At 49.3% G+C, this 25420-nt stretch carries 30 protein-coding genes; 14 read left to right on the top strand and 16 right to left on the bottom strand.

Going from position 1 to position 25420, the window contains the following annotated elements:
• Positions 1 to 3: 3 nt before the first annotated feature.
• Together ppa and fbp are read right to left on the bottom strand one after the other, a co-directional pair.
• Positions 4 to 534 carry an inorganic diphosphatase gene (gene ppa / locus MKA69_RS02760; RefSeq protein WP_305847470.1) on the bottom strand — a complete coding sequence of 177 codons (531 nt, stop codon included), beginning with the start codon at positions 532 to 534 and terminating at the stop codon, positions 4 to 6.
• Between the two features lie 170 nt (positions 535 to 704).
• Positions 705 to 1715 (bottom strand): class 1 fructose-bisphosphatase, encoded by a 1011-nt coding sequence (fbp, locus tag MKA69_RS02755; protein WP_305847469.1) that lies wholly within the window; start codon positions 1713 to 1715, stop codon positions 705 to 707.
• A gap of 305 nt (positions 1716 to 2020) precedes the next feature.
• Here fbp and mpl point away from each other — a divergent pair, with 305 nt between their 5' ends.
• The 5 genes from mpl (at position 2021) to thiQ (ending at position 7602) form a co-directional block, all read left to right on the top strand.
• Positions 2021 to 3376, top strand: coding sequence for a UDP-N-acetylmuramate:L-alanyl-gamma-D-glutamyl-meso-diaminopimelate ligase (mpl, locus tag MKA69_RS02750; RefSeq protein WP_305847468.1), 1356 nt, complete (start codon positions 2021 to 2023; stop codon positions 3374 to 3376).
• A gap of 12 nt (positions 3377 to 3388) precedes the next feature.
• A complete protein-coding gene (locus MKA69_RS02745; protein WP_001063917.1) occupies positions 3389 to 4018 on the top strand; it encodes a flavin prenyltransferase UbiX in 630 nt (209 codons plus the stop codon).
• 261 nt (positions 4019 to 4279) lie between these two features.
• Positions 4280 to 5272: a thiamine ABC transporter substrate binding subunit gene (gene thiB / locus MKA69_RS02740; protein ID WP_305847467.1), complete on the top strand. Its 993-nt coding sequence runs from the start codon at positions 4280 to 4282 to the stop codon at positions 5270 to 5272.
• Between the two features lie 9 nt (positions 5273 to 5281).
• Positions 5282 to 6874: a thiamine/thiamine pyrophosphate ABC transporter permease ThiP gene (gene thiP / locus MKA69_RS02735; protein WP_305847466.1), complete on the top strand. Its 1593-nt coding sequence runs from the start codon at positions 5282 to 5284 to the stop codon at positions 6872 to 6874.
• A gap of 11 nt (positions 6875 to 6885) precedes the next feature.
• Complete coding sequence (gene thiQ, locus MKA69_RS02730) at positions 6886 to 7602, top strand: thiamine ABC transporter ATP-binding protein (protein ID WP_305847465.1); 717 nt, start codon at positions 6886 to 6888, stop codon at positions 7600 to 7602.
• A gap of 100 nt (positions 7603 to 7702) precedes the next feature.
• Here thiQ and yjgA read toward each other — a convergent pair whose 3' ends face one another.
• Entirely contained in the window at positions 7703 to 8272 is a 570-nt protein-coding gene (gene yjgA, locus MKA69_RS02725) for a ribosome biogenesis factor YjgA (RefSeq protein ID WP_055029244.1), read from the bottom strand.
• Between the two features lie 110 nt (positions 8273 to 8382).
• Here yjgA and pmbA point away from each other — a divergent pair, with 110 nt between their 5' ends.
• Complete coding sequence (pmbA, locus tag MKA69_RS02720) at positions 8383 to 9726, top strand: metalloprotease PmbA (protein WP_055064375.1); 1344 nt, start codon at positions 8383 to 8385, stop codon at positions 9724 to 9726.
• Positions 9727 to 9798: 72 nt separating this feature from the next.
• On the opposite strand, the gene mgtE is transcribed toward pmbA, so the two are convergent.
• The 12 genes from mgtE to MKA69_RS02660 all read right to left on the bottom strand — a co-directional run bounded on the left by mgtE (position 9799) and on the right by MKA69_RS02660 (position 19057).
• A complete protein-coding gene (gene mgtE, locus MKA69_RS02715; protein WP_000840452.1) occupies positions 9799 to 11160 on the bottom strand; it encodes a magnesium transporter in 1362 nt (453 codons plus the stop codon).
• Between the two features lie 170 nt (positions 11161 to 11330).
• On the bottom strand, positions 11331 to 11609 hold the full coding sequence (locus MKA69_RS02710) for an HPr family phosphocarrier protein (RefSeq protein WP_001135899.1): 279 nt from the start codon (positions 11607 to 11609) through the stop codon (positions 11331 to 11333).
• 9 nt (positions 11610 to 11618) lie between these two features.
• A complete protein-coding gene (rapZ, locus tag MKA69_RS02705) occupies positions 11619 to 12479 on the bottom strand; it encodes an RNase adapter RapZ (protein WP_001237194.1) in 861 nt (286 codons plus the stop codon).
• Between the two features lie 12 nt (positions 12480 to 12491).
• Positions 12492 to 12938, bottom strand: coding sequence for a PTS IIA-like nitrogen regulatory protein PtsN (gene ptsN / locus MKA69_RS02700; RefSeq protein WP_001177165.1), 447 nt, complete (start codon positions 12936 to 12938; stop codon positions 12492 to 12494).
• Positions 12939 to 12940: 2 nt separating this feature from the next.
• Positions 12941 to 13228 carry a ribosome hibernation promoting factor gene (gene hpf, locus MKA69_RS02695; RefSeq protein WP_001166644.1) on the bottom strand — a complete coding sequence of 96 codons (288 nt, stop codon included), beginning with the start codon at positions 13226 to 13228 and terminating at the stop codon, positions 12941 to 12943.
• A gap of 24 nt (positions 13229 to 13252) precedes the next feature.
• The gene (locus MKA69_RS02690) at positions 13253 to 14716 is read right to left on the bottom strand and encodes an RNA polymerase factor sigma-54 (protein WP_000804821.1); all 1464 of its coding nucleotides are present in this window, start codon (positions 14714 to 14716) and stop codon (positions 13253 to 13255) included.
• A gap of 55 nt (positions 14717 to 14771) precedes the next feature.
• A complete protein-coding gene (lptB, locus tag MKA69_RS02685) occupies positions 14772 to 15497 on the bottom strand; it encodes an LPS export ABC transporter ATP-binding protein (RefSeq protein WP_000996178.1) in 726 nt (241 codons plus the stop codon).
• A 2-nt stretch (positions 15498 to 15499) separates the two neighbouring features.
• On the bottom strand, positions 15500 to 15997 hold the full coding sequence (gene lptA / locus MKA69_RS02680) for a lipopolysaccharide transport periplasmic protein LptA (RefSeq protein WP_000830441.1): 498 nt from the start codon (positions 15995 to 15997) through the stop codon (positions 15500 to 15502).
• Positions 15978 to 16541: an LPS export ABC transporter periplasmic protein LptC gene (gene lptC, locus MKA69_RS02675; RefSeq protein WP_001102449.1), complete on the bottom strand. Its 564-nt coding sequence runs from the start codon at positions 16539 to 16541 to the stop codon at positions 15978 to 15980. The genes lptA and lptC overlap by 20 nt, the downstream gene beginning before the upstream one ends.
• Positions 16538 to 17095, bottom strand: coding sequence for a 3-deoxy-manno-octulosonate-8-phosphatase KdsC (kdsC, locus tag MKA69_RS02670; RefSeq protein ID WP_305847464.1), 558 nt, complete (start codon positions 17093 to 17095; stop codon positions 16538 to 16540). The genes lptC and kdsC overlap by 4 nt, the downstream gene beginning before the upstream one ends.
• Positions 17096 to 17098: 3 nt before the next feature.
• The gene (gene kdsD, locus MKA69_RS02665) at positions 17099 to 18073 is read right to left on the bottom strand and encodes an arabinose-5-phosphate isomerase KdsD (RefSeq protein ID WP_000072350.1); all 975 of its coding nucleotides are present in this window, start codon (positions 18071 to 18073) and stop codon (positions 17099 to 17101) included.
• A gap of 24 nt (positions 18074 to 18097) precedes the next feature.
• On the bottom strand, positions 18098 to 19057 hold the full coding sequence (locus MKA69_RS02660; RefSeq protein WP_305847463.1) for a calcium/sodium antiporter: 960 nt from the start codon (positions 19055 to 19057) through the stop codon (positions 18098 to 18100).
• 496 nt (positions 19058 to 19553) lie between these two features.
• Here MKA69_RS02660 and mlaF point away from each other — a divergent pair, with 496 nt between their 5' ends.
• The 8 genes from mlaF (at position 19554) to MKA69_RS02620 (ending at position 24921) form a co-directional block, all read left to right on the top strand.
• Positions 19554 to 20357, top strand: coding sequence for a phospholipid ABC transporter ATP-binding protein MlaF (mlaF, locus tag MKA69_RS02655; protein ID WP_055030930.1), 804 nt, complete (start codon positions 19554 to 19556; stop codon positions 20355 to 20357).
• Positions 20358 to 20361: 4 nt separating this feature from the next.
• Entirely contained in the window at positions 20362 to 21138 is a 777-nt protein-coding gene (gene mlaE / locus MKA69_RS02650) for a lipid asymmetry maintenance ABC transporter permease subunit MlaE (protein ID WP_080004243.1), read from the top strand.
• Between the two features lie 2 nt (positions 21139 to 21140).
• Entirely contained in the window at positions 21141 to 21632 is a 492-nt protein-coding gene (gene mlaD / locus MKA69_RS02645; RefSeq protein WP_055043531.1) for an outer membrane lipid asymmetry maintenance protein MlaD, read from the top strand.
• Positions 21633 to 21635: 3 nt separating this feature from the next.
• Positions 21636 to 22271: a phospholipid-binding protein MlaC gene (gene mlaC, locus MKA69_RS02640; protein WP_055030931.1), complete on the top strand. Its 636-nt coding sequence runs from the start codon at positions 21636 to 21638 to the stop codon at positions 22269 to 22271.
• Positions 22271 to 22600, top strand: coding sequence for a lipid asymmetry maintenance protein MlaB (locus tag MKA69_RS02635; RefSeq protein ID WP_032473106.1), 330 nt, complete (start codon positions 22271 to 22273; stop codon positions 22598 to 22600). The genes mlaC and MKA69_RS02635 overlap by 1 nt, the downstream gene beginning before the upstream one ends.
• Positions 22593 to 22847, top strand: coding sequence for a BolA family iron metabolism protein IbaG (ibaG, locus tag MKA69_RS02630; protein ID WP_000376481.1), 255 nt, complete (start codon positions 22593 to 22595; stop codon positions 22845 to 22847). Before MKA69_RS02635 ends, ibaG begins: the two co-directional genes overlap by 8 nt.
• A 7-nt stretch (positions 22848 to 22854) precedes the next feature.
• On the top strand, positions 22855 to 24114 hold the full coding sequence (gene murA, locus MKA69_RS02625; RefSeq protein WP_305847462.1) for a UDP-N-acetylglucosamine 1-carboxyvinyltransferase: 1260 nt from the start codon (positions 22855 to 22857) through the stop codon (positions 24112 to 24114).
• A 78-nt stretch (positions 24115 to 24192) separates the two neighbouring features.
• A complete protein-coding gene (locus MKA69_RS02620) occupies positions 24193 to 24921 on the top strand; it encodes a 1-acylglycerol-3-phosphate O-acyltransferase (protein WP_032473107.1) in 729 nt (242 codons plus the stop codon).
• A gap of 80 nt (positions 24922 to 25001) precedes the next feature.
• Here MKA69_RS02620 and MKA69_RS02615 read toward each other — a convergent pair whose 3' ends face one another.
• Positions 25002 to 25391: a RidA family protein gene (locus tag MKA69_RS02615; protein WP_000170060.1), complete on the bottom strand. Its 390-nt coding sequence runs from the start codon at positions 25389 to 25391 to the stop codon at positions 25002 to 25004.
• Positions 25392 to 25420 lie beyond the last annotated feature (29 nt).

Raw genomic sequence — 25420 nt, 5'->3', positions numbered from 1 at the left:
GGCTTATTTGTTTTGCGCACGCTCGTAAGAGCTTAGGATCTCAGCGCGAGCAGAAGCGGCATCTTCCCAGCCATCCACTTTTACCCATTTGCCTGATTCCAGCTCTTTGTAACGCTCAAAGAAGTGAGTGATCTGGGCTTTCAGCAGCGTTGGCAGATCGTTCACATCTTGAATGTGATCGTATTCTTTAGAGATCTTGGTGTGCGGTACCGCAACCACTTTTGCGTCTTCACCTGATTCGTCAGTCATCTTCAGCACGCCAACTGGACGGCAGCGGATCACAGAACCTGGGATCAGTGGATATGGAGTTGGAACCAAAACGTCTACTGGGTCACCATCGAGTGACAGAGTGTGGTTTACGTAGCCGTAGTTGCATGGGTAGAACATAGGCGCTGACATAAAGCGGTCTACGAATACTGCGCCAGACTCTTTGTCGACTTCGTATTTGATTGGGTCAGCATTGGCAGGGATTTCGATCACTACATAGATATCATCAGGCAGTGATTTGCCCGCTGGCACATTGTTTAAGCTCATTAACGGTTTCCTTTTCTGTTGGCCGGACTTCAAATTCGGGATTTATTATTATTCAAGTTTGCCTATGGCGCAAAATGCACCCGTCAGCAAAGGGGTGAGTTTACTCTCAAAATAAAGGATCCCCAAGCTGGTAGAGAGAAAAAGCGCCGCATTGCGCGGCGCGAATTGGCTTAATCAGGGTAAGTTTCTAAAAATTCTTGAACTTTATGCACCATATTTTTTGAACCGACGAAAAACGGCACGCGTTGGTGTAGTTCGGTCGGTTTGATGTCCATGATGCGACGCGCCCCATCCGAGGCAAGACCACCCGCTTGTTCAATCAAAAATGCCATCGGGTTGCATTCATAAAGCAGACGTAGCTTACCGTTCGGGTGGCTTTGCGTGCTTGGGTATAAATAGATACCACCTTTGAGCAGGTTGCGATGGAAATCGGCCACCAGCGAGCCAATGTAGCGCGAGGTGTATGGGCGACCATCTTCCGGCACATTTTCTTGGCAGTATTTGATGTACTTTTTCACCCCAGTTGGGAAACGGATGTAGTTACCTTCGTTGATCGAGTAAATCTTACCGTTTTCAGGAATGCGCATATTCTCGTGGGAGAGATAGAAAGTGCCGAGCGAAGGATCGTAAGTAAAGCCGTTTACGCCATTGCCCGTGGTGTACACCAGCATGGTGGACGATCCGTAAATCACATAACCGGCAGCGACTTGTTTATTGCCCGGTTGCAGAAAATCTTCTTGAGTCGGAGGCGTGCCGACTGGCGAAACGCGGCGGTAAATCGAGAAAATCGTCCCCACCGATACGTTGACATCGATATTGGAAGAGCCATCGAGCGGATCCATCAACACCACATATTTGGCATTTTTGTTGAGCTCTTTATTGAATGCGACCGCTTCATCTTCTTCTTCACTCGCCACACCACACACCTGATCGCGTGCTTCCAGTGCCGCTTTGAATTTTTCGTTGGCATACAGGTCGAGTTTTTGCTGCTCTTCACCCTGAATGTTGTCATTGCCTGACGCGCCAATGATGTCCGCCAGTCCCGCTTTATTGATTTCGCGGTTGACGATTTTGGCAGCCAAACGAATGGATGCTAAAAGAGAGGAAAGTTCACCGCTGGCGTGGGGGAAGTCATGTTGTTTTTCAACAATAAATTCACCGAGGGTGCGCATTTTCTGCATGTTGATTCCTTAACACTATTTTGTCGGGGGTATGCCAGTTTGTTGCGTTCTCTTTGCTTTAATGCAACAAACAGGTTGAGCAAGATGATGGGATTCTCTGGTGGAATCGATTGCACTATGCATCTTGTCTGGTGTGGATTGTAAAACTTAGATCTTTTTACGGGTATTGAACTAACCGACGGAGATCTCACTTTGATTGTCGACAATTTCGAATTTACACCACGCTGAACGGACGCACTCGCTTTTAGCGAGCGGATCGGGATAATGGAGCCATTCTAATTGCACAGTAAAAAGGCTGGGTTTTTATGCACATTCATATCTTGGGAATTTGTGGCACTTTCATGGGTGGCGTGGCGGTGTTGGCGCGTCAACTGGGTCATAAAGTCACCGGCAGCGATGCCAATGTTTACCCGCCAATGAGTACCATGTTAGAGGCGCAAGGCATCGAGATCATTGAAGGTTTTGACCCTGCTCAACTTGAGCCCAAGCCTGATCTGGTGGTGGTTGGCAACGCGATGAGTCGTGGTAATCCTTGCGTGGAATACGTGCTCAACCACAACCTGCGCTACACCTCAGGCCCACAGTGGCTACAAGATTTTCTGCTGCATGATCGTTGGGTGATTGCGGTATCGGGAACGCATGGCAAAACCACCACTTCAAGCATGATTGCTTGGGTACTGGAGCATTGCGGCTATCAACCGGGTTTCTTAGTCGGTGGAGTGTTGGGCAATTTTGGTATTTCGGCACGTTTAGGCGAAAGCATGTTTTTTGTGGTGGAAGCTGACGAATACGACAGTGCTTTTTTCGATAAGCGTTCTAAGTTCGTGCATTACCATCCACGCACCTTAGTGATGAATAACCTAGAGTTCGATCATGCAGACATTTTCGATAACTTAGAGGCGATCAAGCGCCAATTTCATCATTTGGTGCGTACTGTGCCGGGTAATGGTCGCATTCTCGCACCTAAGCAAGATACCGCTTTAGCCGATGTTTTACAGCGCGGCTGTTGGAGCGAAACCGAGTTCAGTGGTGAGCAAGGTGAGTGGCAAGCGGAAAAAATCACCGCTGATGGTTCACAGTTCCATGTTTTATTCAAAGGTGAACACGTTGGTCAAGTCGATTGGAGCTTGGTGGGCGATCACAACGTCAGTAACGCACTGATGGCGATTGCCGCCGCCCGTCACGTCGGGGTTGCGCCAGAGCTGGCTTGTGAGGCATTGGGGCTGTTTGTCAACACTAAGCGCCGCTTAGAGCTGAAAGGCGAAATCAATGGAGTAACGGTGTACGACGATTTTGCCCATCACCCGACGGCGATTGAACTTACGCTCGGCGGTTTACGTAATAAAGTGGGTGATAAGAAAATCATCGCCGTACTGGAGCCGCGCTCTGCCACCATGAAGTTGGGCGTGCACAAAGAAACCTTGGCCGCTTCGCTGCACAGCGCCGATTCGGTTTACCTTTATCAGCCGTCTAACATCCCTTGGTCGGTGGAAGAGGTCGCGAAACAGTGTCAACAGCCTGCGCAAGTGAGCGCCAATATGGATGAATTTGTGGCTATGATTGCCAAAGAAGCCCAAGCCGGTGACCAGATTTTGGTGATGAGCAACGGTGGTTTTGAAGGCATTCATGGCAAGTTGCTCGCGGCACTGCAACAGAAATAATTTAAGGTGAGCATGAACAACAATCGAACCATTACCCTGGCTTGGACTGGCGCTTCCGGAGCGCCTTACGGGCTACGCTTATTGCAATGCTTGTTAGCGGCGGATTATCAGGTGTATTTGCTGATCTCGTCGGCGGCGCGAGTAGTATTAGCGACAGAACATGGCTTGAAACTGCCTGCTAACCCTGAAGCGGCGCAAGCGGCTTTGGTGGAGCATCTGGGCTGCGCCAGTGATAAGTTGGTGGTGTGCGGCAAAGAAGATTGGTTTTCGCCTGTGGCGTCAGGTTCGGCTGCCCCCAAGCAGATGGTGGTGTGTCCATGCTCGGCAGGCAGTGTAGCGGCGATTGCCCATGGCATGTCAGATAATCTGATTGAACGCGCCGCTGATGTGGTATTGAAAGAACGTGGACAACTGCTGCTTGTGGTACGTGAAACGCCATTCTCCACTTTGCACCTAGAAAACATGCTTAAGCTCTCACACATGGGCGTGACTATCATGCCAGCTGCGCCGGGCTTTTATCATCAGCCACAATCGATTGACGATCTGGTCGATTTTATGGTGGCGCGCATTCTCGATCATCTTGGCATCGAACAAGCGCTTGTGCCCCGTTGGGGCTATGACCAGCGCGCGCGCGGCGAATAATTGCATGGCCAGTCGCAATTTTCCGCTGCTGGCTAATTACAAGATTTCCCATTACAATCCAACCCACTCACGGGGGGCCACCCATTCATTCGAATGGCGCTGAGATCAAGCACTGCTTGGGACCCGCAATGACTGCGATGTTCGCGGTTGAACCTGAACCAGATAATGCTGGCGTAGGAATTGAGCTAGGTTTGCAGAATGGAATAATGGACGATTCTCTGCCTCCCTCAAGCCTGTGCCGCTCATTAAGGAGAGCGAGCCTTGAAATTTCCACTGACTGCGGTTGCGTTAGCAACCCTATGTGTTGCCTCTGCAGCGTCTGCTGCATCAACCCTCACCGTTTACACTTACGACTCTTTTGCCGCCGATTGGGGGCCCGCTCCAGCGATTGAAAAAGCGTTTGAAGCACAATGTGGCTGCGATCTGCAATTCGTCGCTTTGGATGATGGCGTGTCGATCCTTAACCGTTTGCGTTTGGAAGGCAGTAACAGCAAAGCCGATGTGGTGCTGGGGCTGGATAACAACCTTATCGAAGAAGCCAAGCAAACCGGATTATTGGCGACTCACAGTGTGGATACCAGCAAGGTGACTCTGCCCAATGGCTGGAGTGACAACACGTTTGTGCCTTACGACTATGGCTATTTCGCTTTCGTCTATAACAAAGAGAAGTTGGCTAACCCGCCGGCCAGCTTGAAAGAGTTGGTGGAAAAGCGTGATGATCTGAAAGTGATCTACCAAGACCCGCGCACTTCAACGCCGGGACAAGGTTTACTGCTGTGGATGAAATCTGTCTATGGCGATCAAGCGCCACAAGCGTGGAAGCAGTTGGCGAGCAAAACGGTCACTGTGACCAAAGGTTGGTCAGAAGCTTACTCCATGTTTCTTGGTGGAGAGGCGGATCTGGTGCTCTCTTACACCACATCGCCGGCCTATCACTTGATTGCGGAAAATGATGCACGTTTTGCCACTGCGAACTTTAGCGAAGGGCATTACCTGCAAGTGGAAGTGGCCGCCAAAGTCAAAAGCACTAAAAATGGCGAGCTAGCGGACAAGTTCCTGCAATTTATCCTGAGTAATGAGTTCCAAAGCGTGATCCCAACGGGTAACTGGATGTATCCAGTGACGGCGGTTGAATTGCCCAAAGGGTTTGATACTTTGGCGGTACCGACACAATCTCTTTCTTTCAGCGCACAGGAAGTGGCGCAAATGCGTAAGCCATGGATTCGTGAGTGGCAGCAAGCGCTGAGCTTTTAAGGTTAAGCGTTGAATCGAACTCCTCAATTAGGCTTTTGGGTCGCGGCTGGTGTCGCGACCTTTGTCCTCGCGGCATTAGCGGCGCTGCTCTGGCAAGCGCCTCCACTTAATCTGAATTTGATCTGGCAAGATGCCTATTATCGGCATGTGACCCAGTTCAGCTTTTACCAAGCTTTCTGGTCAACCGTGCTCAGCGTCGGGCTTGCCATTCCGGTTGCTCATGCCCTCAGTCAGCGCCGTTTCCCCGGTCGTGATTTACTACTGAAACTGTTCGCGATGACGCTAGTTTTGCCGGTGTTGGTGGCGATTTTTGGCTTAATCGCGATTTACGGGAATAGTGGTTTTTTGGCAAAAATGCTGCACAGTGTCGGGCTCTCGCTGCCCTTTTCCATTTATGGCTTGAACGGTATTTTGCTTGCCCATGTGCTGTTTAATTTGCCTTATGCCAGCCGTTTGCTGCTGCAAAGTTTAGAAGCGATCCCCTGTGAGCAGCACAAACTGTGCGCCCATCTCGGCATGAGTCGCTGGCAAAAGTTTAAGTGGGTCGAGTGGCCACGCTTGCGTCAGCAACTGCCGCACGTTGCAGGCTTGGTGTTTATGCTTTGCTTTACTAGCTTTGCAACCGTGATGGCGCTCGGCGGCGGGCCTAAAGCAACCACGATTGAGCTCGCTATCTACCAGGCGATCAAATTCGATTTCGATCTGCAAATTGGCGCGTTATTGGCGATTTGGCAGATGTTGCTGTGTACCTTACTGACTTTTACCCTGCAGCGTTTTTCTCATTCCCGCCCCATGAACAGTACCGCAAGCAAGGTGACTGAGCGTTGGATGCGTGATTCATGGCGCGCCAAAGTTTGGGACGCGAGCTGGATTGTCGCCGCATGCGTCTTGGTGTTGCCACCGCTACTGATGGTGATATTGGCAGGGATCAATTCAAAGCTAGGCAAGGTACTGACGAGTGGCGATTTTTGGTCGGCAGTCAGCCACTCTTTGCAAGTGGCGAGTTTAGCCAGTAGCTTGGCTCTGGCCAGTGGAATCGCGATGTTACTCACCAGCCGAGCCTTGCGGTTGAAAGCGGCCCATCACCGCGCGAATGGCGTGGAGTGGATCGCGACGTTAATTCTGGTGACGCCGGGATTAGTGGTGAGTACCGGGCTGTTTTTGTTGCTACGTAATATCACCGATGTGTTTAGTTTAGCTTACTGGATTGTGGTCGCAGTCAACGCGCTAATGGCGCTGCCTTACGTCGTAAAAACCTTGAGCCAACCTATGTGGCACTTGGCTCAGCAATATGAATTGCTGTGCGCCAGTTTAGGCATGTCTGGTTGGCGTCGATTTCGTTTAGTGGAGTGGCGCGCGCTGCGCAAACCTATTTCCCATGCGTTTGCGATCGGTTTTCTGCTCTCGATGGGGGATTTAAGCGCAATTGCCCTGTTTGGTAGCCAAGATTTTCGCACTCTGCCGCTCTATCTTTATCAACTGCTCGGCAGCTATCAGATGGATACCGCGGCGGTCGTCGCGTTGGCCATGCTGATCATGAGTGTGGGTTGGTTTTATGTGATTGAGCGGCTGTTTGCCCAGCGTCCGCTTACCAAACGCTAATAAGGAAAAGCATGTTAGCTCTAGATAAAGTGCGTTACGAATATGAGCACGAATGGTTTGAGTTTGATCTAAACGTGGCTGATGGCGACATTGTGGCGCTGATGGGACCCAGTGGCGCGGGTAAATCTACCTTGCTGAGTCTGGTGGCGGGATTTATTGAACCGGTGAGCGGCAGCATCAAGGTCAATGATCAGTCGGTACTCGGTTTAGCGCCTTATCAACGCCCTTTTTCGATGCTCTTTCAGGAGCACAACCTGTTTGCCCATCTTACCGTGCGTGAAAACATCGGCTTAGGTTTACACCCTGGCCTCAAATTGAACGCTGAGCAGAAACAGCAAGTGATTGATGCCGCACAGCAAGTAGGAATTTCCGACTATCTGGATCGTTTGCCTGAGCAACTTTCAGGGGGACAACGCCAACGGGTGGCACTTGCGCGCTGTTTTGTGCAGCCGAATCCGATTTGGTTGCTTGATGAGCCGTTTTCGGCGCTCGATCCTTTACTGCGTGAAGAGATGCTTGCGCTAGTGAAACAGTTAGCCTGTGAGCGCAATCGTACCGTAGTGATGGTGACGCATCACTTAACCGATGCGCGTGCCATTGCCAGCCAAGTGGCGTTTTTGAGCCAAGGTAAAGTGCAAGTGGTGAGCGATTGTCCGGCGGTGACGGCGCAGCATCCTCATCCTGAGCTAGCTCAGTTTGTGGCGGCGGCACTGAGTGAGCCGAAATAACGCTGAGTGAACGGATATACATCGACCGTAAAGAAAAAGGTTAGCTTGCGCTAACCTTTTTATGATCTTACTTAAAACGAGATAGCTTGCTGCCTGCGTTTTATTCCTCTGAATCCAGATCGTCTTCACTCTCTTCTTCGATCTCTTGTTGTGCCAACATGACTTCTTTCAGTAGTTGGAAGATCTCGCGAGATGATTTTGGCGGCTTGTTGCCCGCTTTTTCTTTGGTGGCTTGACGCGCTAACAGACGCAGACGTTGACGATCCGCGTCAGGGTACAATTCCATCGCCACCTCAATCGCGCTATCACCTTCAGCAACGATGCGATCACGCAGTTGTTCCAGTTTGTGCAGCAAAGCGGTGGTTTGTGAATGTTTGTTACGCAGTTTATCCAACGCCGTTTGTAGCGGCTCCGGATCGATATGGCGCATCAGTTTGCCAATGTATTGCAGTTGGCGGCGACGAGCTTCGTTTTTAAAACGTTGCGCATCTTTAATCGCCTCGGCCAGATCTTCTGGCAGTGGGAATCTGGCTAACGCGGAAGGCTTTAGCTCAACCAGCTCTTCGCCCAGTTTTTGCAGGGCCAACATGTCATTTTTCAATTCGGTTCTACTGACCCAAATGATCTCTTCTTCCTCTTCCCAAGGGGCTTTTTGGTTTTTACGTGCCATCTTCTTCATCATGATGAGTTACTTATGTCGGCTATTTTAGCAAGAATCGTGGGGAGAAAGCGAAATTCTTGTTATCCTAATAACATCAATAACCAATGGTTGAATGAAATATGGATGTAAAAGAGCGAGTTGCGTTGCAGCGTCAAGAGCTGGAAACCGCGGTTGCCAAAGCATTAGAGATGGCGGCGGCGAGTTCGGATGCGGCTGAAGTGGCGATCACCAAGAGCACGGGGTTAAGTGTTTCGACCCGCATGTGCGAAGTTGAGAACGTTGAATTCAACAGCGATGGTGCACTTGGGATTACGGTTTATCGTGGCCAACGTAAAGGCAGTGCTTCAACGTCAGACTTGAGTGAAAAAGCGATCCAACAAACTGTGTTGGCGGCGCTGGATATTGCGCAGTACACCTCTGAAGATCCTTATGCAGGCCCCGCGCCGAAAGAATTGATGGTGCAGGATATTCCTGATCTTGACCTCTTCCATCCTGATGAGCCGAATCCCGATGTGGCGGCGCAAATTGCCATTGCGGCAGAACGTGCGGCGTTAGGTTACAGCAAGAAAATTAAACAAAGCGATGGCGGTAGCTACGATAGCCACTATGGCATTCGTGTCTACGGTAACAGCCATGGTCTGCTAGCCAGTTATGCTTCCAGCCGCCACAGCATTAGCTGTAGTGTGATTGGTGAAGGCCGCAACGGTGAAATGGAGCGTGATTACAGCTACACCGTTGCCCGTCACCGTGACGATCTATGGACGCCAGAACGCGTGGGTTTGCTAGCGGCGGAAAATACCGTCAGTCGTCTGGATCCGCAAAAGCTGAAAACAGGCCAGTTCCCCGTGATGTTTGCGGCAGATGTGGCGACTGGTTTAATCGGTCATCTGGTGATGGCGATCAGCGGTGGCAACTTATATCGCAAATCGAGTTTCTTACTCGATCATCTTGGCAAAACCATTCTGCCAACGTGGTTCAATATCAGTGAGCGTCCGCATGTGATGCGTGGTTTGGCTTCCAGCCCATTTGATAGTGAAGGGGTTCGTACCCAAGATTTGGAAATCATCACCGATGGTGTACTAGCGACTTACTTACTGACCAGCTACGCCGCGCGTAAAATGAACATGACGCCAACCGGTCATGCCGGTGGCATTCATAACTGGTATGTGAAATCGACCGGTCAAAACTACCAACAGATGCTCAAAGAGCTGGGCACCGGCTTGCTGGTGACCGAAGTGATGGGACAAGGGGTGAATGTGGTAACGGGGGATTACTCGCGCGGCGCTGCCGGTTTCTGGGTAGAAAATGGTGAAATCAAATACCCTGTTTCTGAAATCACCATTGCAGGTAACCTCAAGCAGATGTTGCAGCAGATTGTCGCAGTGGGCAGTGATGTGGAAACACGCTCCCAGATCCAAACCGGTTCTATTTTGATTGAATCAATGAAAGTGGCGGGCGAGTAAGCTCTGATCTATCGAATGAAAAAGCCGACAGAAAGTCGGCTTTTTTGTCGAATCAATTTGGGAAATGAGACATTAACTGGCCAGCAGCAAAGTGGCTAGACCGAGAAAGACGGATAAACCAATCACATCGGTGACGGTGGTGAGCGCCATCCCGCCGGCAAGAGCTGGGTCGATGTTCATCTTTTTCAGCAAAATAGGAATGCTTACCCCGGCAATACCTGCCACGATCAAATTGGTCATCATTGCGGCGGAAATGATCCCGCCTAGCATCCATTCGCCTTTCCACACCACGACGATGGCTCCGATGATCAATGCCCACGTAATGCCATTCAGTAGGCCGATTGCCGCTTCTTTCATCAGCAATTCGCGTTTGTTACTGTCACCGATATGACCCAGTGCCAGTCCACGAATCACCAGAGCAACGGTTTGGTTGCCCGCAACACCACCCATAGATGGCACGATGGTCATCAACACGGCCACCGCCGCCATTTGTTCGAGTGTGGCTTCAAACATGTTCGAAACCGAAGCCGCAGCAAGGGCGGCTAGCACGTTGGCACCGAGCCAAATACTGCGTTTGCGCGCTGATTTCACCACAGGGGCGAAGGTATCTTCATCATCATCCATACCCGCCATACTCATCATTGAGTGTTCGGCGTCTTCACGGATAATATCGACCACGTCATCGATGGTAATACGGCCAACCAGATGCTGATTTTCATCCACCACAGGGGCAGAAACCCAGTTACGCCGTTCGAACAGATTCGCGATATCGGAGTCTTTCATATCGACTTTGATCGCTTCATCCGCATCGTCCATCACTTCACTGACGGGCACATCCGGTTGGGTGGTGAGCAGAGTGACAAGAGAAAGATGGCCAATCAGTTTGCTTTCATCATCAATCACATACAGCGCATCGGTGGCTTCGGGTAGTTCGCCCTTCATGCGCAGATAACGCAGTACAACGTCGACATCCACATCGGCACGGATGGTGATCACGTCGGTGTTCATCAGACCGCCGGCGGTATCTTCCGGATAGGAAAGAGCGGTTTCGACCCGCATGCGATCCGCGGCATCCATTTGGGACAGAACTTCGCGTGACACATCATCCGGCAAGCTACGCAACACGTAGGCGACATCATCGATGTCCATACCTTCGGTTGCTTCGGCGAGTTTCTCTGGTGCCATTTTCGACACCAGCGCATCCTTAACGTCTTCATTCAGCTCATCAAGGATTTCACCGTAATCTTCCGGGTCAGTCAGTTGCCATAACACCTCACGCGCTTTACGTGGTGAGGCTTCCAGCAGATGAGCAATATCTTCTGGCTCCATGTCCTGCAGTTGGCGACGAACATGAACAAAGCGGCCATTATCTAAGGCTTCAGTGATTTCTTGGAGGGTGAGGTGAGCTTGGTCAAATTCGATTTGCTCGGCCATGGCTTCCCCCTAGGTTGGAATTGGAATAATGGTCAGCATGGTAACTTAATTTACCTGCTTATTTAATAAGATCTTAGTGAGGAAGAAAGATTTCTTTACTGTTATTTACTGGGATCTGGTAAGTGGGTTCTGAAGAGCGATAAGTTGTAGGTCAGAGAAAACCAATAACCTTACTCATCTTCATCAAATTTTTGTTCAATAAGCTGACAAACGGCCTGTAGTGCTTGTTCGGCTTGCGAACCTTCCGCGGAGATCACCACGTTTTGCCCTTGCGCGGATTCCAGCATCAGTAGCCCCATGACACTATCGGCTGTCGCTTCTCGGCCATCTTGGCTCTGCACGGTTAGTACAGCATCAAACGACTGAGCCAATTGCACCAATTTGACGGCTGCGCGCGCATGCAGACCAAGGCGGTTTTGGATGAGAACGGTTTGGCTCAATTGTGGCATGGTGGACTCCTAGGATTGCTGTTTTTCCAATGAAGTATGGCGGATTTGTACCTGATGACCAAGTTGGGCAAAGTATTCGCCAATCTGTTGTGTCAGATAGACTGAGCGGTGTTTGCCGCCAGTACAACCGATCGCAATGGTGAGATAGCTGCGATTATTTTTCTCAAGCATGGGCAACCAGTATTCAAAGAATTTTTGGATTTGCTGTTTGAGTTCCATCACTTCGCTATGGCCTTCTAAGAAGGATTTGATCGGCGCATCCAGCCCAGTTAGTGGTCGTAATTGCGGTTCCCAATGTGGGTTGGGGAGAAAGCGCACATCGAACACGTAGTCGGCATCGGTTGGTAAACCGTACTTAAAGCCAAACGATTGAAACACCATGACGAGGTCTTTGCGCTCACGGCCTTCAATGCGCATACGCACGGTTTCGCTCAGATCATGCAGCGACTGATTGCTGCTATCAAGGAGCAGATCGGCTTGTTCCTTGAGTGGACCCAACAGTTGTTTTTCTAACTCTATCGCTTGTGCGAGCGAAGGCTTGCTGTGACTCAGAGAAAGAGGATGAATACGCCGTGTTTCACTGTAGCGTTTGAGCAGTGTCTCTTTGCTGGCATCAAGAAACAGCATGCTGACATCATTATTCTGCTTGAGCTGTTCGAGCACATCCTGCACTAAGCCCGGTTCTTTGGGCAAATTACGGATGTCGATGCTGACAGCCACATTCTGCTGACTGCCCTGTACCGATTGAATAAAAGCGGGCAGCAGACTGACGGGTAGGTTATCAACGCAATAGTAACCTAGGTCTTCCAGTACGCGAAGAGCGACGCTCTTACCGGCTCCTGATTGTCCGCTGACCACGATCAAACGCATACTGTTTGCCTGCTATTGGTTTACCATGATGTTAAACAGCTCTTGATCGCTTTCTGCATTGCGAAGCTGCTTGAGGATCTGCTTATCGTTGAGGCGTTCTGCCATACAAGCGAGAGTTTTCAAATGCTCTTTGCACTGATCTTCAGGAACCAAGAGAGCAAACAGGAGATCGACCGGACGGTTATCAATCGAATCGAATTCAATCGGTTCTTCACATTGCAGTAATACCGCGACCGCTTTTTCACTGTCGGACATGCGTGCGTGAGGGATGGCAATCCCGTTACCAATACCAGTACTGCCCATTTTCTCGCGGCTTAACATGCACTCGAACAGTTCGGTGGCATTCTGGCCAGTGTGAAGGGCAGCGACTTCGCTGATGATTTCTAGTGCTCGTTTCTTACTAGAACATTGGACTGCACTTTTGGTGCAGTCCAATGAAAGTACTTCGCTCAATTGCATGATTAATAACTACTTAGCTTTTCTTTGTGCTTATTCAATTGTCGAACCAATTTATCCACCACACTATCGATGGCGGCATACATGTTTTCATCGTCCGCGTGGGCGTGAATTTCAGCTTGGTTTACGTGGAGCGTAGCTTCGGCGATCTGGCGCAGTTTTTCAACACGTAAAATGACTTGAACGTGATTAATGTGGTCGAAAAAACGCTCAAGTTTGTCAAATTTGGAGTGAACATAGTCTTGCATTGAATCGGTAAGATCAATGTGGTGGCCTTGAATGTTGATTTGCATAGACTTTCCTTTTCTAGTTTAGGCCTATAGCAGGCGTTTACGCTGACTTGATGGAGCAATGCCGAGTGACTCGCGATATTTAGCAATGGTTCGTCGCGCCACTTGGATACCTTGGTCAGCCAGTAGGGTTGCGATCTTGCTGTCACTCAGTGGCTTGGCTGGGTTTTCCGCCGCCACCAGTTTTTTGATCAGCGCTCTGATCGCAGTGGACGAGCACTCTCCGCCATTGTCAGTACTGACGTGACTGGAGAAAAAGTACTTCAACTCAAAAATGCCGCGTGGGGTATGCATGTATTTCTGCGTGGTGACACGCGAAATGGTGGATTCATGCATTTCCACGGCCATTGCGACATCGTTGAGCACCATCGGCTTCATCGCTTCTTCTCCATACTCGAAGAAATCGTGCTGGTGTTCAACTATGCACTTGGCAACTTTGAGCAGTGTCTCGTTTCTACTTTCTAAACTTTTGATCAGCCATTTTGCTTCTTGCAAATTGGTGCGGATGTAGTTGCTCTCCGCATTATTGCCGCGCATCAGGTCGGCATACTGCTGATTGATCTTCAGTTTAGGCACACTGTCTGGGTTGATGGTGACCAACCATCGACCTTGTTCTTTATACACTGACACATCAGGAATGACGTACTCAGCGTGATCTTCAGAGATTCGACTGCCTGGGCGAGGATCGAGTTGCTGAATGAGCTGTAGGATCTCGCGTAAGTCCTCTTCTTTGAGCTTAGTCTCTTTCAGAATGGTTTTGTAATCGCGATTACCTAAATCATCAATGTATTGTGAGAGTAGCAGTCGTGCCTCTTCCAACCATGGGGTCTCAATGGGATAGGTGGTGAGTTGCAGCAGTAGACAATCTTGCAGATTGAGTGAGGCAACACCAAAAGGATCAAACTGTTGTATGCGTTTACGCACCGCTTCGATTTCATCCAACTCAATCTCATCGCTGTGTAGGCTTTCTTGGATTTCTTCTAATGAGACCGTCAAATAACCGTAGTCATCGATGGCATCGATGAGGGCGGTTGCGATGGTGCGATCCACATCGCTAAAGGGGGTTAAATCGAGTTGCCAGAACAGGTAATCTTGCAGGGTTTGGGTGGTTTCGCCTTGGTAGATCGGTGCATCATCATCGAGTGCCAGGCCTGTACTGCCAGTATTGGCGCTATAAACTTCATCCCAAGTGGTATCCATTTCCAGTTCGGCACTGATTTCGGATTTTTCAATCAAGTCTGAGCTGTCTTGTGGCTCAGGTTCGTAGAGTTCTTCTGGCTCGCGTGGGCTTTCTTCCGTCAATCGCACGCTATCGAGTGATGGTGCATCGTCTTGGTTATCTTCCACCTCTAACAAGGGATTGGATTCCAATGCTTCCTGAATTTCTTGCTGCAGATCCAGCGTCGAAAGCTGCAACAAGCGGATGGCTTGCTGGAGCTGCGGAGTCATGGCTAACTGTTGACCTAGCTTGAGCTGTAATGACGGTTTCATGCAGTAATGGATGCCTTGTTATTGTTAGTATTGTTTGAACTCTACTCTGTTTTAATCATAGACGGAATTGTTCGCCGAGATAAACCTGCTTCACTTGTTCATTATTAAGAACATCTTGTGGGGTGCCTTCCGCAATCAGACGTCCTTGGCTGACAATATACGCTTTTTCACACACATCGAGTGTTTCACGTACGTTGTGGTCGGTGATGAGGACGCCTAAACCACGATCGCGCAGATGTTCGATGATTTTTTTTATGTCGATAACTGAAATCGGGTCAACGCCGGCAAAAGGCTCATCGAGCAAAATAAATTGTGGGTTAGCGGCCAAGGCTCGCGCGATCTCGACTCGGCGACGTTCACCTCCCGATAGCGCCATTCCGGCACTTTTACGGATGTGTTGAATATGGAACTCTTCGAGCAGATCTTCGAGTTTGTCTTGACGCTCTTCATGGGTCAGCTCTTCACGAGTTTGCAGTACGGCCATGATGTTGTCTTCGACCGAGAGCTTGCGGAAGATCGACGCTTCTTGTGGTAGGTAGCCAATGCCCATGCGTGACCGGCTGTGCATCGGTAAAATACTGATGTCGTTGTCATCAATAGTGATGGTGCCTTCGTCACGCGCGACCAGACCCACAATCATGTAAAACGAAGTGGTTTTGCCTGCTCCGTTCGGGCCAAGCAAACCAACAATCTGGCCTGACTCAACTTGTAAGCTGACGTCTGAAACCACTTTGCGTTTTTTGTAGCTCTTGGCTAAGTGCTGTGCTTTTAGAATGGCCATGGTTACTCTTGTTGTACTGCTTGTGGTTGAAGAACGGTTGACACACGTCCTTTGCCTTCACTATCGGCAATCAGCTTTTGTGAGCTGATTTTGTAGCGGATTTTTCTGCCGCGAATTTCACTGTCATCTTGTGACAACATGGCTTTGTTGATCATCACCAATTCATCATCACGAACTTTGTAGTACAGCTCATTCGCTTCCCCATACAGGGTTTTGCCTTCATCGGTGAGCTGAGAAAAGGTCGCGACGTCGCCGTAGCCTTCAATTTCTTCAATCTTACCGTTCGTTGCATTGCGGATCACGATCAGCTTGTCGGCATTGATGTTGATGCTGCCTTGCTTGAGTTTCACATCCCCGATAAAGGTCACGCGGTTGCTTTTCATATCCAGTTGTTGACTGTCGGAGTCAATGTAAACCGGTTGTTCTCTGTCGGTAGAGAGTGCATAAGCCTGAGTCGAGGCAAGCAAACAAGCAATAAGACTAAGGTGTGAGCGTTTCATATCTACCTTGTACTTGGTTATAAAGTTCAGCCGAGTGATCGGCAAAGTTGCCTTTCATCGCTTGACCATGTGTTTCAAATTGTGGACCGCGTAGTTCGACCGGTTTATCTGCCCAGAAATCACGGCTTTTCAATTGGATACTCATTTCACTGGTCGAAAGAGTATCAAAACCGGAGTCGGGGAGTAGATTCTTCGCGAGAACATCATCGTACAGGGTTAGCACCTGATCTTTACTCAAAATGCCTCGGCGTGCGGTAATTTCCCACTCTTGTAATGTGCCTTCCCGATACACTTTGAGTATCGGTGCTTTGAACAAGGTATTGCCGCTTTTGGCGTAGTGATCTAAATGGATAGAGGTGATCACATAGTTACGGATGCCTTGTTCGCTGTATGAAATATTTTCTAAATTTTCGCCACTGAACATCGGCAGCTCCAAGTTAGGGGCTACCTGAATCGTGCTGTTTTGCTCTTGCTCTAGCAGGTAATAGAGTGACCAAGAACAGATAAACAACAGCAGGACATAAACAATGCGTGGCACATTCATAGGCTCAGGCCTTTATGTACATCCAATTCGTCACGCGCCTGTAAGATTAAATCACACACTTCTCGGACTGCACCGTGGCCGCCTTTTATGTGAGTAACATAGTTAGCACGCTTGGCAAGGAGTGGATGGCCATCTGCAACACACACACGCAGGGCGACTTTTTCCATGACTGGCCAATCGATAAGGTCATCGCCAATATATCCGGTTTGCTCAGGTGCGATCGCGAGCTTTTGACAAATGTCATAATAAGCCTGCACTTTATCATCCTGCCCCTGATAGATCAGTGAAATGCCTAGCGCTTTCATGCGATTTTCAACAATCTGTGAACGGCGACCAGTAATGATCGCGATTTCAATGCCGGCATTCATTAGGGCTTTCACGCCGTAGCCATCACGAGTGTGGAAGGTTTTCAGCTCTTCGCCTTGATTTCCCATGTAAATTAGGCCGTCAGAAAATACACCGTCAACATCACAAATCAGCAGTTTGATCTGTTTGGCAATTTCCAGCAGTGAAGGTTCCAGTTCTCCGTATAAGGTTGAGATGGTTGAACTCATTAATTACATCACTCCGGCTTTGAGTAGGTCGTGCATATTCAGCGCGCCAACCAATTTATTATTTTCAACAAGCATCAGTCCATTGATGCGCTTGGCTTGCATCAAATTCAACCCTTCTACCGCCAGTAAATTAGGCTGTGCTACGGTCGGTTGGCGAGTCATCACGTCAGCAATCGCGGTGGTGTGAATGTCGATACGTTTGTCGAGAATACGGCGTAAATCCCCATCGGTAAAAATGCCGAGTAGGGTATCGTCTTCATCAACCACGGCAGTCATGCCGAGCCCTTTTTGGCTGATTTCCAGCAAGGCATCACGGATAAGTGCTTGAGGTGCAACTTTAGGTAACGCTTCACCGCTGTGCATAATGTCATTCAGCTTGAGGAGTAGTTTACGCCCAAGTGCGCCACCTGGGTGAGACAAAGCAAAATCTTCTGCGGTGAAACCGCGTGCCTGCATCAGCGCAACCGCCAACGCATCTCCCATAACGAGAGTGGCGGTGGTGCTGGATGTTGGGGCTAGCTCTAGTGGACAAGCTTCACGTGGTACGGTGATTTGTAGGTGGATGTCCGCCAGTTTTGCCATGTTGGAATTGGGGTTGCCCGTCATGCTGATCACGCGAATATTCAAGCGTTTGAGCACGGGAAGTAGGGCGAGAATTTCTGATGATTCACCAGAATTGGAGATGGCAAGCACGATATCGCCACGTTCAATCATCCCCAAATCGCCGTGCGAGGCTTCTCCTGGGTGAACGAAGAATGCTGAAGTCCCCGTACTGGCTAACGTTGCCGCAATTTTCTTACCAATGTGACCGGATTTTCCCATCCCCATCACCACCACTTTACCCGTTTGATTGGCGAGTATGGTGGTACATGCATTCGCAAAATCAGTGTTAATGTACTGCTCTAACTGCTGCAATGCTTGGATTTCAGTGCGCAAAACTTGCTTGGCGACATCTTGGTAATTAAAGGTATTAGACATGCTCGGTATTCCCTTCTAATGCACTTAGATATTCATCATCAAGTAAGTAATGTAAGCGACGAATGCACACAGCAAGAGTACGCCTTCGACTCGGGTAATTTGTCGCTTTTTACCTAAAGCGACCGCAACCAACAACAGCGAAACGCCAAGCATGACCCAAAAGTCACGTCCCATCGCTTCTGGGCTGAGTAGTGACGGGTTGAGTAAACCAGGCAAGCCCATGACGGCTAAAATATTGAAGACGTTAGAGCCGATGATGTTACCGACTGCCATGTCGTCTTCCCCTTTCAGTGCGCCCGCTAAAGAGGCAGCAAGCTCAGGTAAGCTCGTTCCCACGGCAATAATGGTTAAACCAATCACCAGATCGCTCATACCAAAATACTTGGCGATCACCACGGCGTTATCGACCAACATGCCAGCACCAATCGGGAGCAGGATCAAACCGACGACCACCCAAAATGCCGCTTTCGGGTTGCTGACGCCTACCGGAATTTCAGACTCTTGCTCATCCAGTAGAGCATCACCATTGTGTTTTTCTTTACGGCTAACTTGCAGCATCACGAGGATAAAGGCGGCAAAAAGCGTAATCAGTAAAATGCCTTCATAAAAGCCAAGGTGGTTATCCCACAAAATCGCGCCGGCAATCAACGTTACCCCAATCATCATCGGGAGTTCACGACGTAGTACTGCCGAGCCAACTGAGAGGGGTTTGATTATGGCGGTAATACCTAAAATCAACGCGATATTGGCAATGTTTGAGCCCAGCACGTTACCGACTGCGGTATCGGTTTTGCCTTCTAAAGCGGCTGTAGCGGAAACCATCATTTCTGGTGCTGAGGAACCCATCGCCAAGATGGTCATGCCGATCACTAAAGGCGAGATGCCCACATTGCGAGCCAAAGCCGCTGAACCGAATACGAGTTTGTCTGCTCCCCATACTAGGATTGCAAGACCGATAAACAGAAAGACCACCGCTTCAAGCATGATGATTCCCAAACATTAAATGAATACGAATACCTAATGCTTAGAAACAAGAGAGAGTGCGCTATCAGTGAGAGAACGAAGTCCTCAAGTGATGAATCAAGCCCACTCTGTATGCATCATCAGCGTTTTAGGCAGAGAATTGACCGCCAATTTTGACTTGTTGATCATTAAAAGGGAAGTCGAAGTTCCAATTAATTGTCGCCATGCTGCGTCAATTCGCTGCTGATTGCGTCAGTTTGTGCAACAGAAATAATAGGAGAGAAACCGCAGTGTGAAGGCTTAAAACCCCGACAAATCAAGGTTGCCTCTCGGCAGGTATCGGCTATGCTCACTGAAGGTTTGTATGTCGATTTGGCGTTATAGAAGGCTAAACCTCGCTTTGACAAATCTTGGTCAATAACCGAGATGCACATTGAAGCATGCTTTTAATTGCACCATATTGTGCATTATCATGCGCATTCTTTCAGGATGTCGACCTAACAGTGAAGTGCTCCCTATGTCTCAATCTGACTTAGTCACCATCAAAAATTTGCGTTTTTCGCGCTCGCAGCGCGTGATTTTTGATGACATCGATCTGCATGTCCCTAAAGGCAAAGTAACTGCGATTATGGGGCCTTCAGGGATAGGTAAAACCACACTCTTACGCTTAATCGGTGGTCAACTGTTGCCTGAGCAGGGTGAGATCTGGTTCGATGGTGACAACATTCCCACTCTCAGTCGTCGCAAACTATACCGCGCGCGTAAAAAGATGAGCATGCTGTTTCAATCAGGCGCACTCTTTACCGATCTTAATGTGTTTGACAATGTGGCCTATCCGCTGCGTGAACATACCGAGCTCGACGAATCCATGATCAAAACCTTGGTACTTCTTAAATTAGAGGCCGTGGGGTTACGTGGTGCTGCGTATTTAATGCCGAGCGAACTGTCAGGCGGAATGGCGCGCCGAGCCGCCCTGGCGCGTGCGATTGCGCTCGACCCTGAATTGATTATGTTTGATGAGCCGTTTGTGGGGCAAGATCCCATCACCATGGGCGTGTTAGTGGAATTAATCCGCAGCCTCAACCAAGCCTTGGGGGTGACGTCTGTGGTGGTATCACACGATGTGCCTGAAGTCATGAGCATTGCAGATTGGGTTTATCTGTTGGCAGATGGTAAGGTGATCGCTCAGGGTACACCACAAGCGCTGCGTGATAATCCCGATCCGCGCGTACAACAATTTTTATGCGGCGATGCAGATGGACCTGTGCCATTTCGTTTTCCGGCCAAGCCGATAGAACAGGAGCTGTTTAGTGCTAAATGATGTGATGCGATGGGTCAGCTCAGTCGGGCAACGCACGCTGGCGGTCAGTGAAACTTTTGGCCGTGCGAGTTTGATGTTGTTCGGTGCACTAGTGGGGCGTCCGCAGCCGGTACGTCATTTCCCTCTTTTAGTCCGTCAGTTGTACAGTATTGGCGTGCAGTCTTTGGCCATCATCATTGTCTCGGGTCTTTTTATTGGCATGGTGCTCAGCTTGCAAGGCTATGTGATTCTGGTCGATTACGGTGCTGAAACCAGCCTAGGTCAAATGGTGGCATTATCATTGCTGCGTGAATTAGGCCCAGTAGTCACGGCGCTGCTGTTTGCTGGGCGTGCTGGATCCGCCTTAACTGCTGAAATTGGTTTGATGAAAGCGACCGAGCAATTATCCAGTTTGGAGATGATGGCGGTTGACCCACTGAAACGGGTTATTGCGCCACGCTTCTGGGCCGGCGTTATCTCCATGCCGCTGTTGGCGATGATTTTCATGGCGGTTGGTATTTGGGGTGGTCAATTGGTGGGTGTCGATTGGAAAGGGATTGATCACGGCAGTTTCTGGTCAGCCATGCAAGCCTCGGTCGAATTAGGTCAAGATATCGGTAACAGCACCATCAAATGTGTGGTGTTTGCGTTTACCGTGACTTGGATTGCTCTGTTTAACGGTTATGACGCGATCCCCACTTCAGAAGGGATCAGCCGAGCCACCACCCGCACCGTAGTGCACTCATCACTGGCCGTACTTGGGCTAGATTTTGTTCTAACCGCATTGATGTTTGGGAACTGATCATGCAACAAACACGAAAAATTGAATTTTGGGTTGGCAGCTTTGTACTCGCAGGAATTTGCGCGATTTTGGTGATGATTTTTCAGGTCGCTGACGTGAAAGGTCTGGGTGCTAGCGATACTTATCGCCTGACGGCGGAGTTTGACAACATTGGTAGCTTGAAAGTGCGTTCGCCAGTCAAAGTCGGTGGTGTCGTGGTTGGACGGGTTGAGTCGATTGCACTCAATAAAAAAAGCCTACTGCCTACCGTGACGTTGGCGATCGATAGCCAATATAACCAGTTTTCTGAAAACTCAAGCTTACAGATCCTGACCTCAGGTTTGATCGGTGAGCAATATTTGAGCTTAGTGCCGGGGTTTGTGTTGGATGACGAAGCCATGCTTAAAGAGGGCGATCGCATTGAAGATACAAAATCAGCATTGGTTCTTGAAGATTTGATCGGCCAAGTGCTGTACAGCGTGGGTGGTGGATCAGATAAGGACAAGAAGGAATAAGTCATGTGGAAGAAAGCCCTGCTCCTAGTGAGTGTTCTGGTCATGCCTTGGTTCGCAACCGCGGCCACCATTGATAGCAGCAACCCTTATCAAATGATGAAGGCGGTGGCTGAAAAGTCGTTCGATCGTCTGAAAAACGAGCAAGAGAAAGTGCATCAAGATCCGCAGTACCTCAAGGTCATTGTGGAAGAAGAATTGATGCCTTATGTCAATGATCAATACGCCGCCCTGAAGTTGCTTGGCCCGAACCTCAAGGGTGCGAAACGTGAAGATGTGGCAGAGTTTGTTAAAGCGTTTCGTGATTACTTGGTCACCAACTATGCACAGGTATTAACGCAGTATACAAATCAAACCATCGAGTTTGGCCCTGAAATGCCTCTGGAAGATGATCGTCGGATCACCAGTGTCAAAGTCGAAATCGTTGATGCGCCTCGTCCGAATATCAAACTGGAATTTAAACTACGCCAAGAAAAATCCGGTGAGTGGAAAGCATTCGATATGATTGCTGAAGGGGTGAGCCTGCTTTCCAGTAAGCAATCGGAGTGGAACGGAAAAATTCGTCAAGATGGCATTTTAGCGGTAGCACAAGAGTTAGAACAATTGGCTAAACAACCCATTCGTTTTGAGAGCAAAAAGTAATGACTCATCCACAATGGTTAGTTGAGAATGAACGAAAGTTCAGTTTGATTGGCGAGTTGGATCGAGAAACTGTGCCTGAATTGTGGATCTTTCTCAAAAATTGGCAGCCGCAAGTGAAGCAAATCGAGCTTTCTTTGCAACAAGTTGTCAGAATTGACTCGGCCGGAATGGTGCTGTTAATTCACTTAATAGAGCATGCAAAAGTGAGAAACTGTCATATAATGCTCAGCTTCGTGCCAGAACAACTGCGCACACTGTTTCAGTTGAGCAATATTGAACATCTGATGTCTCAACACATAGCCAAACCAGCAGAGGTGAATTGTGGATAGCGCACAAGTCCAACAAATTTTACAACAAGCCCTTAATCTTGAAGAAATTCATGTCAAAGGAGAGGGCAGCCATTACGAAGTGATCGCTGTCGATGCTTGTTTTGCCGATATGAGCCGCGTGAAGAAACAGCAGATGATTTATGCCCCTTTGATGGGATACATCCAACGCAACGATATTCACGCGGTTACAATGAAAACGTTTACCCCACAAGAGTGGGCACGCAATAAGAAGTTGATGTCCCTTTAAGGTTTTTATGGAAAAGTTTCGAGTTATTGGGTCCACGCAGCCACTCCAAGGCGAAGTGACCATTTCAGGCGCAAAGAATGCCGCCCTACCGATTTTATTTGCTTCAATTTTGGCGGAAGAGCCAGTTGAAGTGGCCAATGTGCCTCACCTACGTGACATCGATACCACTATGGAACTGCTTGAGCGTTTAGGCGCGAAAGTTGAGCGTAATGGCTCTGTGCATGTGGACGCCGGTCCAATCAACCAATATTGCGCACCTTATGATTTGGTAAAAACCATGCGTGCCTCGATTTGGGCCTTAGGTCCATTGGTGGCGCGTTTTGGTCAAGGTCAAGTTTCTCTACCGGGGGGCTGTGCAATTGGTGCGCGCCCTGTGGATCTGCATATCCATGGTTTGGAGCAGCTTGGCGCAACCATTACCTTGGAAGATGGCTATGTAAAAGCCCACGTCGATGGTCGTTTGCAAGGCGCGCATATTGTGATGGATAAAGTGAGCGTGGGTGCCACGATCACCATCATGTGTGCCGCAACACTCGCAGAAGGCACTACCGTACTGGATAACGCGGCGCGTGAACCTGAGATTGTGGATACCGCTATGTTCCTCAATAAATTGGGTGCGAAAATCTCTGGTGCCGGCACGGACAGCATTACCATTGAGGGCGTAGAACGTCTTGGTGGTGGTAAGCATGCTGTGGTTCCCGATCGTATCGAAACTGGCACCTTCTTGGTCGCCGCTGCCGTATCGCGTGGCAAAATCATGTGTCGTAATACGCACGCTCATTTGTTAGAAGCGGTTTTGGCTAAGCTCGAAGAAGCTGGCGCAGAGATTGAGTGTGGCGAAGATTGGATCAGTTTGGACATGACAGGGCGTGAGCTCAAAGCGGTTACGGTACGTACTGCGCCGCACCCAGGTTTTCCAACCGACATGCAAGCGCAGTTCACACTGCTGAACATGATGGCAAAAGGCGGCGGCGTGATCACTGAAACCATCTTCGAAAACCGGTTTATGCATGTGCCTGAGTTAAAACGCATGGGTGCCAAAGCGGAGATTGAAGGCAATACCGTGATTTGCGGGGATGTCGATCGTTTAAGCGGTGCGCAAGTGATGGCAACCGATCTGCGTGCTTCTGCCAGTCTGGTGATTGCGGGTTGCATCGCTAAAGGCGAAACCATTGTCGATCGTATCTATCACATTGATCGTGGTTACGAGCGAATTGAGGACAAACTCTCAGCGCTTGGTGCCAATATTGAGCGTTTCCGCGACTAGCGTTAAACTCCTCATTCATGAATGGGCCGAAATCCAAGGGTTTCGGCCTTTTTCTTCCAGTGCTTTTGGAGAAGTTGCATGATTGCGTTATTGCGAATCTTGGCAGTGGCAGTGTTCGCTGTCTATATGTTTGTGTTTGGTTGTGGTTACTGTTTATTTAGCCCACGTAACCCTAAACACGTTTATACCTTTGGTAAGCAGTTTGCGGCGATGTCGAAAGTGTTCGGCATTAAGCTTGAATACCGCGCTCCGGCCGATGTTGATCAGCGTGGTCAGCACATTTATATTGCTAACCACCAGAATAACTGGGATCTGTTTACGGTTTCCAAGGCGGTAACCCCTAAAGTGGTCACCGTCGGTAAGAAAAGCCTCGCGTGGATGCCGCTGTTTGGTCAGCTCTACTGGTTGACGGGCAATATCCTGATTGATCGCGCCAACAAAGCCAAAGCTAAAGGCACCATTGATCAAGTGGTTGATTCGATGAAACAGAGCGATGTTTCGGTGTGGATGTTTCCTGAAGGTACGCGCTCGCGTGGCCGCGGTTTGCTGCCATTTAAAGCCGGCGCTTTCCATGCGGCAATTGGTGCGGGTGTGCCGATTATCCCTATCGTGTGCAGCTCGACCGATAAACTTAAGTTTAATCGTTGGAACAACGGTCATGTGATTGTCGAAGTGTTACCGCCAATCAGCACCGAAGGCTACAGCAAAGAGAATATCCGCGAGCTGTCACAGCACTGCCATGATCTGATGAAAGACAAACTGGCGCAGTTGGATGCCGAAGTGGCTGAGCTGAACCGTAAAGCCTAGCCACAGTTTTGAGCAAAACAAATAAAAAGAAAGGGTTGCCAGTGGCAACCCTTTTTGCATTTTAACGCCAACGAGTGGGATTATTTGCGTACTGCGATCGCTTCGATTTCGATGCCCACATCTTTTGGCAAACGCGCGACTTCAACACAAGAACGCGCTGGGTAGTGCGCCACTTTATGTTCATCAAAGAATGCGCCATACACTTGGTTTACCGTGCCGAAGTCATTGAGATCTTTCACGAATACGGTCATTTTCACAATGTCACCGACGGTTAGGCCAGAGGCTTCAACCACGGCTTTCACGTTGTCCAGTGATTGGCGAGCTTGCGCAGCGATATCCGCAGGAATGTCACCTGTGGTTGGGTTAACTGGGATTTGACCAGACGTCAGCACCATGTTGCCAAGATCAACACCTTGAATGTATGGGCCAATGGCAGCTGGGGCCGCGTCAGTATGCAGAACTTTTGTCATCTTTTTTATCCGTTAGTGGTTCCAAAATC

This window comes from Vibrio sp. AH4 (assembly GCF_030710545.1).
Lineage (GTDB): Bacteria > Pseudomonadota > Gammaproteobacteria > Enterobacterales > Vibrionaceae > Vibrio > Vibrio metoecus.
Note: the sequence above shows the minus strand (reverse complement) of the source record. Positions and strands in the feature narration are given on the sequence as shown.

What these genes read in the sequence shown, in the direction of transcription:
- fbp (WP_305847469.1), bottom strand. Translation starts at nt 1,715, where the DNA reads ATGCAGAAAATGCGCACCCTCGGTGAATTTATTGTTGAAAAACAACAT.
- mpl (WP_305847468.1), top strand. Translation starts at nt 2,021, where the DNA reads ATGCACATTCATATCTTGGGAATTTGTGGCACTTTCATGGGTGGCGTG.
- ppa (WP_305847470.1), bottom strand. Translation starts at nt 534, where the DNA reads ATGAGCTTAAACAATGTGCCAGCGGGCAAATCACTGCCTGATGATATC.
- MKA69_RS02635 (WP_032473106.1), top strand. Translation starts at nt 22,271, where the DNA reads ATGACTCATCCACAATGGTTAGTTGAGAATGAACGAAAGTTCAGTTTG.
- MKA69_RS02710 (WP_001135899.1), bottom strand. Translation starts at nt 11,609, where the DNA reads ATGCCACAATTGAGCCAAACCGTTCTCATCCAAAACCGCCTTGGTCTG.
- MKA69_RS02660 (WP_305847463.1), bottom strand. Translation starts at nt 19,057, where the DNA reads ATGCTTGAAGCGGTGGTCTTTCTGTTTATCGGTCTTGCAATCCTAGTA.
- mlaE (WP_080004243.1), top strand. Translation starts at nt 20,362, where the DNA reads ATGCGATGGGTCAGCTCAGTCGGGCAACGCACGCTGGCGGTCAGTGAA.
- mlaF (WP_055030930.1), top strand. Translation starts at nt 19,554, where the DNA reads ATGTCTCAATCTGACTTAGTCACCATCAAAAATTTGCGTTTTTCGCGC.
- mlaC (WP_055030931.1), top strand. Translation starts at nt 21,636, where the DNA reads ATGTGGAAGAAAGCCCTGCTCCTAGTGAGTGTTCTGGTCATGCCTTGG.
- MKA69_RS02745 (WP_001063917.1), top strand. Translation starts at nt 3,389, where the DNA reads ATGAACAACAATCGAACCATTACCCTGGCTTGGACTGGCGCTTCCGGA.
- lptC (WP_001102449.1), bottom strand. Translation starts at nt 16,541, where the DNA reads ATGAATGTGCCACGCATTGTTTATGTCCTGCTGTTGTTTATCTGTTCT.
- rapZ (WP_001237194.1), bottom strand. Translation starts at nt 12,479, where the DNA reads ATGCGTTTGATCGTGGTCAGCGGACAATCAGGAGCCGGTAAGAGCGTC.
- kdsD (WP_000072350.1), bottom strand. Translation starts at nt 18,073, where the DNA reads ATGTCTAATACCTTTAATTACCAAGATGTCGCCAAGCAAGTTTTGCGC.
- pmbA (WP_055064375.1), top strand. Translation starts at nt 8,383, where the DNA reads ATGGATGTAAAAGAGCGAGTTGCGTTGCAGCGTCAAGAGCTGGAAACC.
- ptsN (WP_001177165.1), bottom strand. Translation starts at nt 12,938, where the DNA reads ATGCAATTGAGCGAAGTACTTTCATTGGACTGCACCAAAAGTGCAGTC.
- yjgA (WP_055029244.1), bottom strand. Translation starts at nt 8,272, where the DNA reads ATGGCACGTAAAAACCAAAAAGCCCCTTGGGAAGAGGAAGAAGAGATC.
- kdsC (WP_305847464.1), bottom strand. Translation starts at nt 17,095, where the DNA reads ATGAGTTCAACCATCTCAACCTTATACGGAGAACTGGAACCTTCACTG.
- lptB (WP_000996178.1), bottom strand. Translation starts at nt 15,497, where the DNA reads ATGGCCATTCTAAAAGCACAGCACTTAGCCAAGAGCTACAAAAAACGC.
- murA (WP_305847462.1), top strand. Translation starts at nt 22,855, where the DNA reads ATGGAAAAGTTTCGAGTTATTGGGTCCACGCAGCCACTCCAAGGCGAA.
- thiQ (WP_305847465.1), top strand. Translation starts at nt 6,886, where the DNA reads ATGTTAGCTCTAGATAAAGTGCGTTACGAATATGAGCACGAATGGTTT.
- mlaD (WP_055043531.1), top strand. Translation starts at nt 21,141, where the DNA reads ATGCAACAAACACGAAAAATTGAATTTTGGGTTGGCAGCTTTGTACTC.
- MKA69_RS02620 (WP_032473107.1), top strand. Translation starts at nt 24,193, where the DNA reads ATGATTGCGTTATTGCGAATCTTGGCAGTGGCAGTGTTCGCTGTCTAT.
- MKA69_RS02690 (WP_000804821.1), bottom strand. Translation starts at nt 14,716, where the DNA reads ATGAAACCGTCATTACAGCTCAAGCTAGGTCAACAGTTAGCCATGACT.
- lptA (WP_000830441.1), bottom strand. Translation starts at nt 15,997, where the DNA reads ATGAAACGCTCACACCTTAGTCTTATTGCTTGTTTGCTTGCCTCGACT.
- MKA69_RS02615 (WP_000170060.1), bottom strand. Translation starts at nt 25,391, where the DNA reads ATGACAAAAGTTCTGCATACTGACGCGGCCCCAGCTGCCATTGGCCCA.
- hpf (WP_001166644.1), bottom strand. Translation starts at nt 13,228, where the DNA reads ATGCAAATCAACATTCAAGGCCACCACATTGATCTTACCGATTCAATG.
- mgtE (WP_000840452.1), bottom strand. Translation starts at nt 11,160, where the DNA reads ATGGCCGAGCAAATCGAATTTGACCAAGCTCACCTCACCCTCCAAGAA.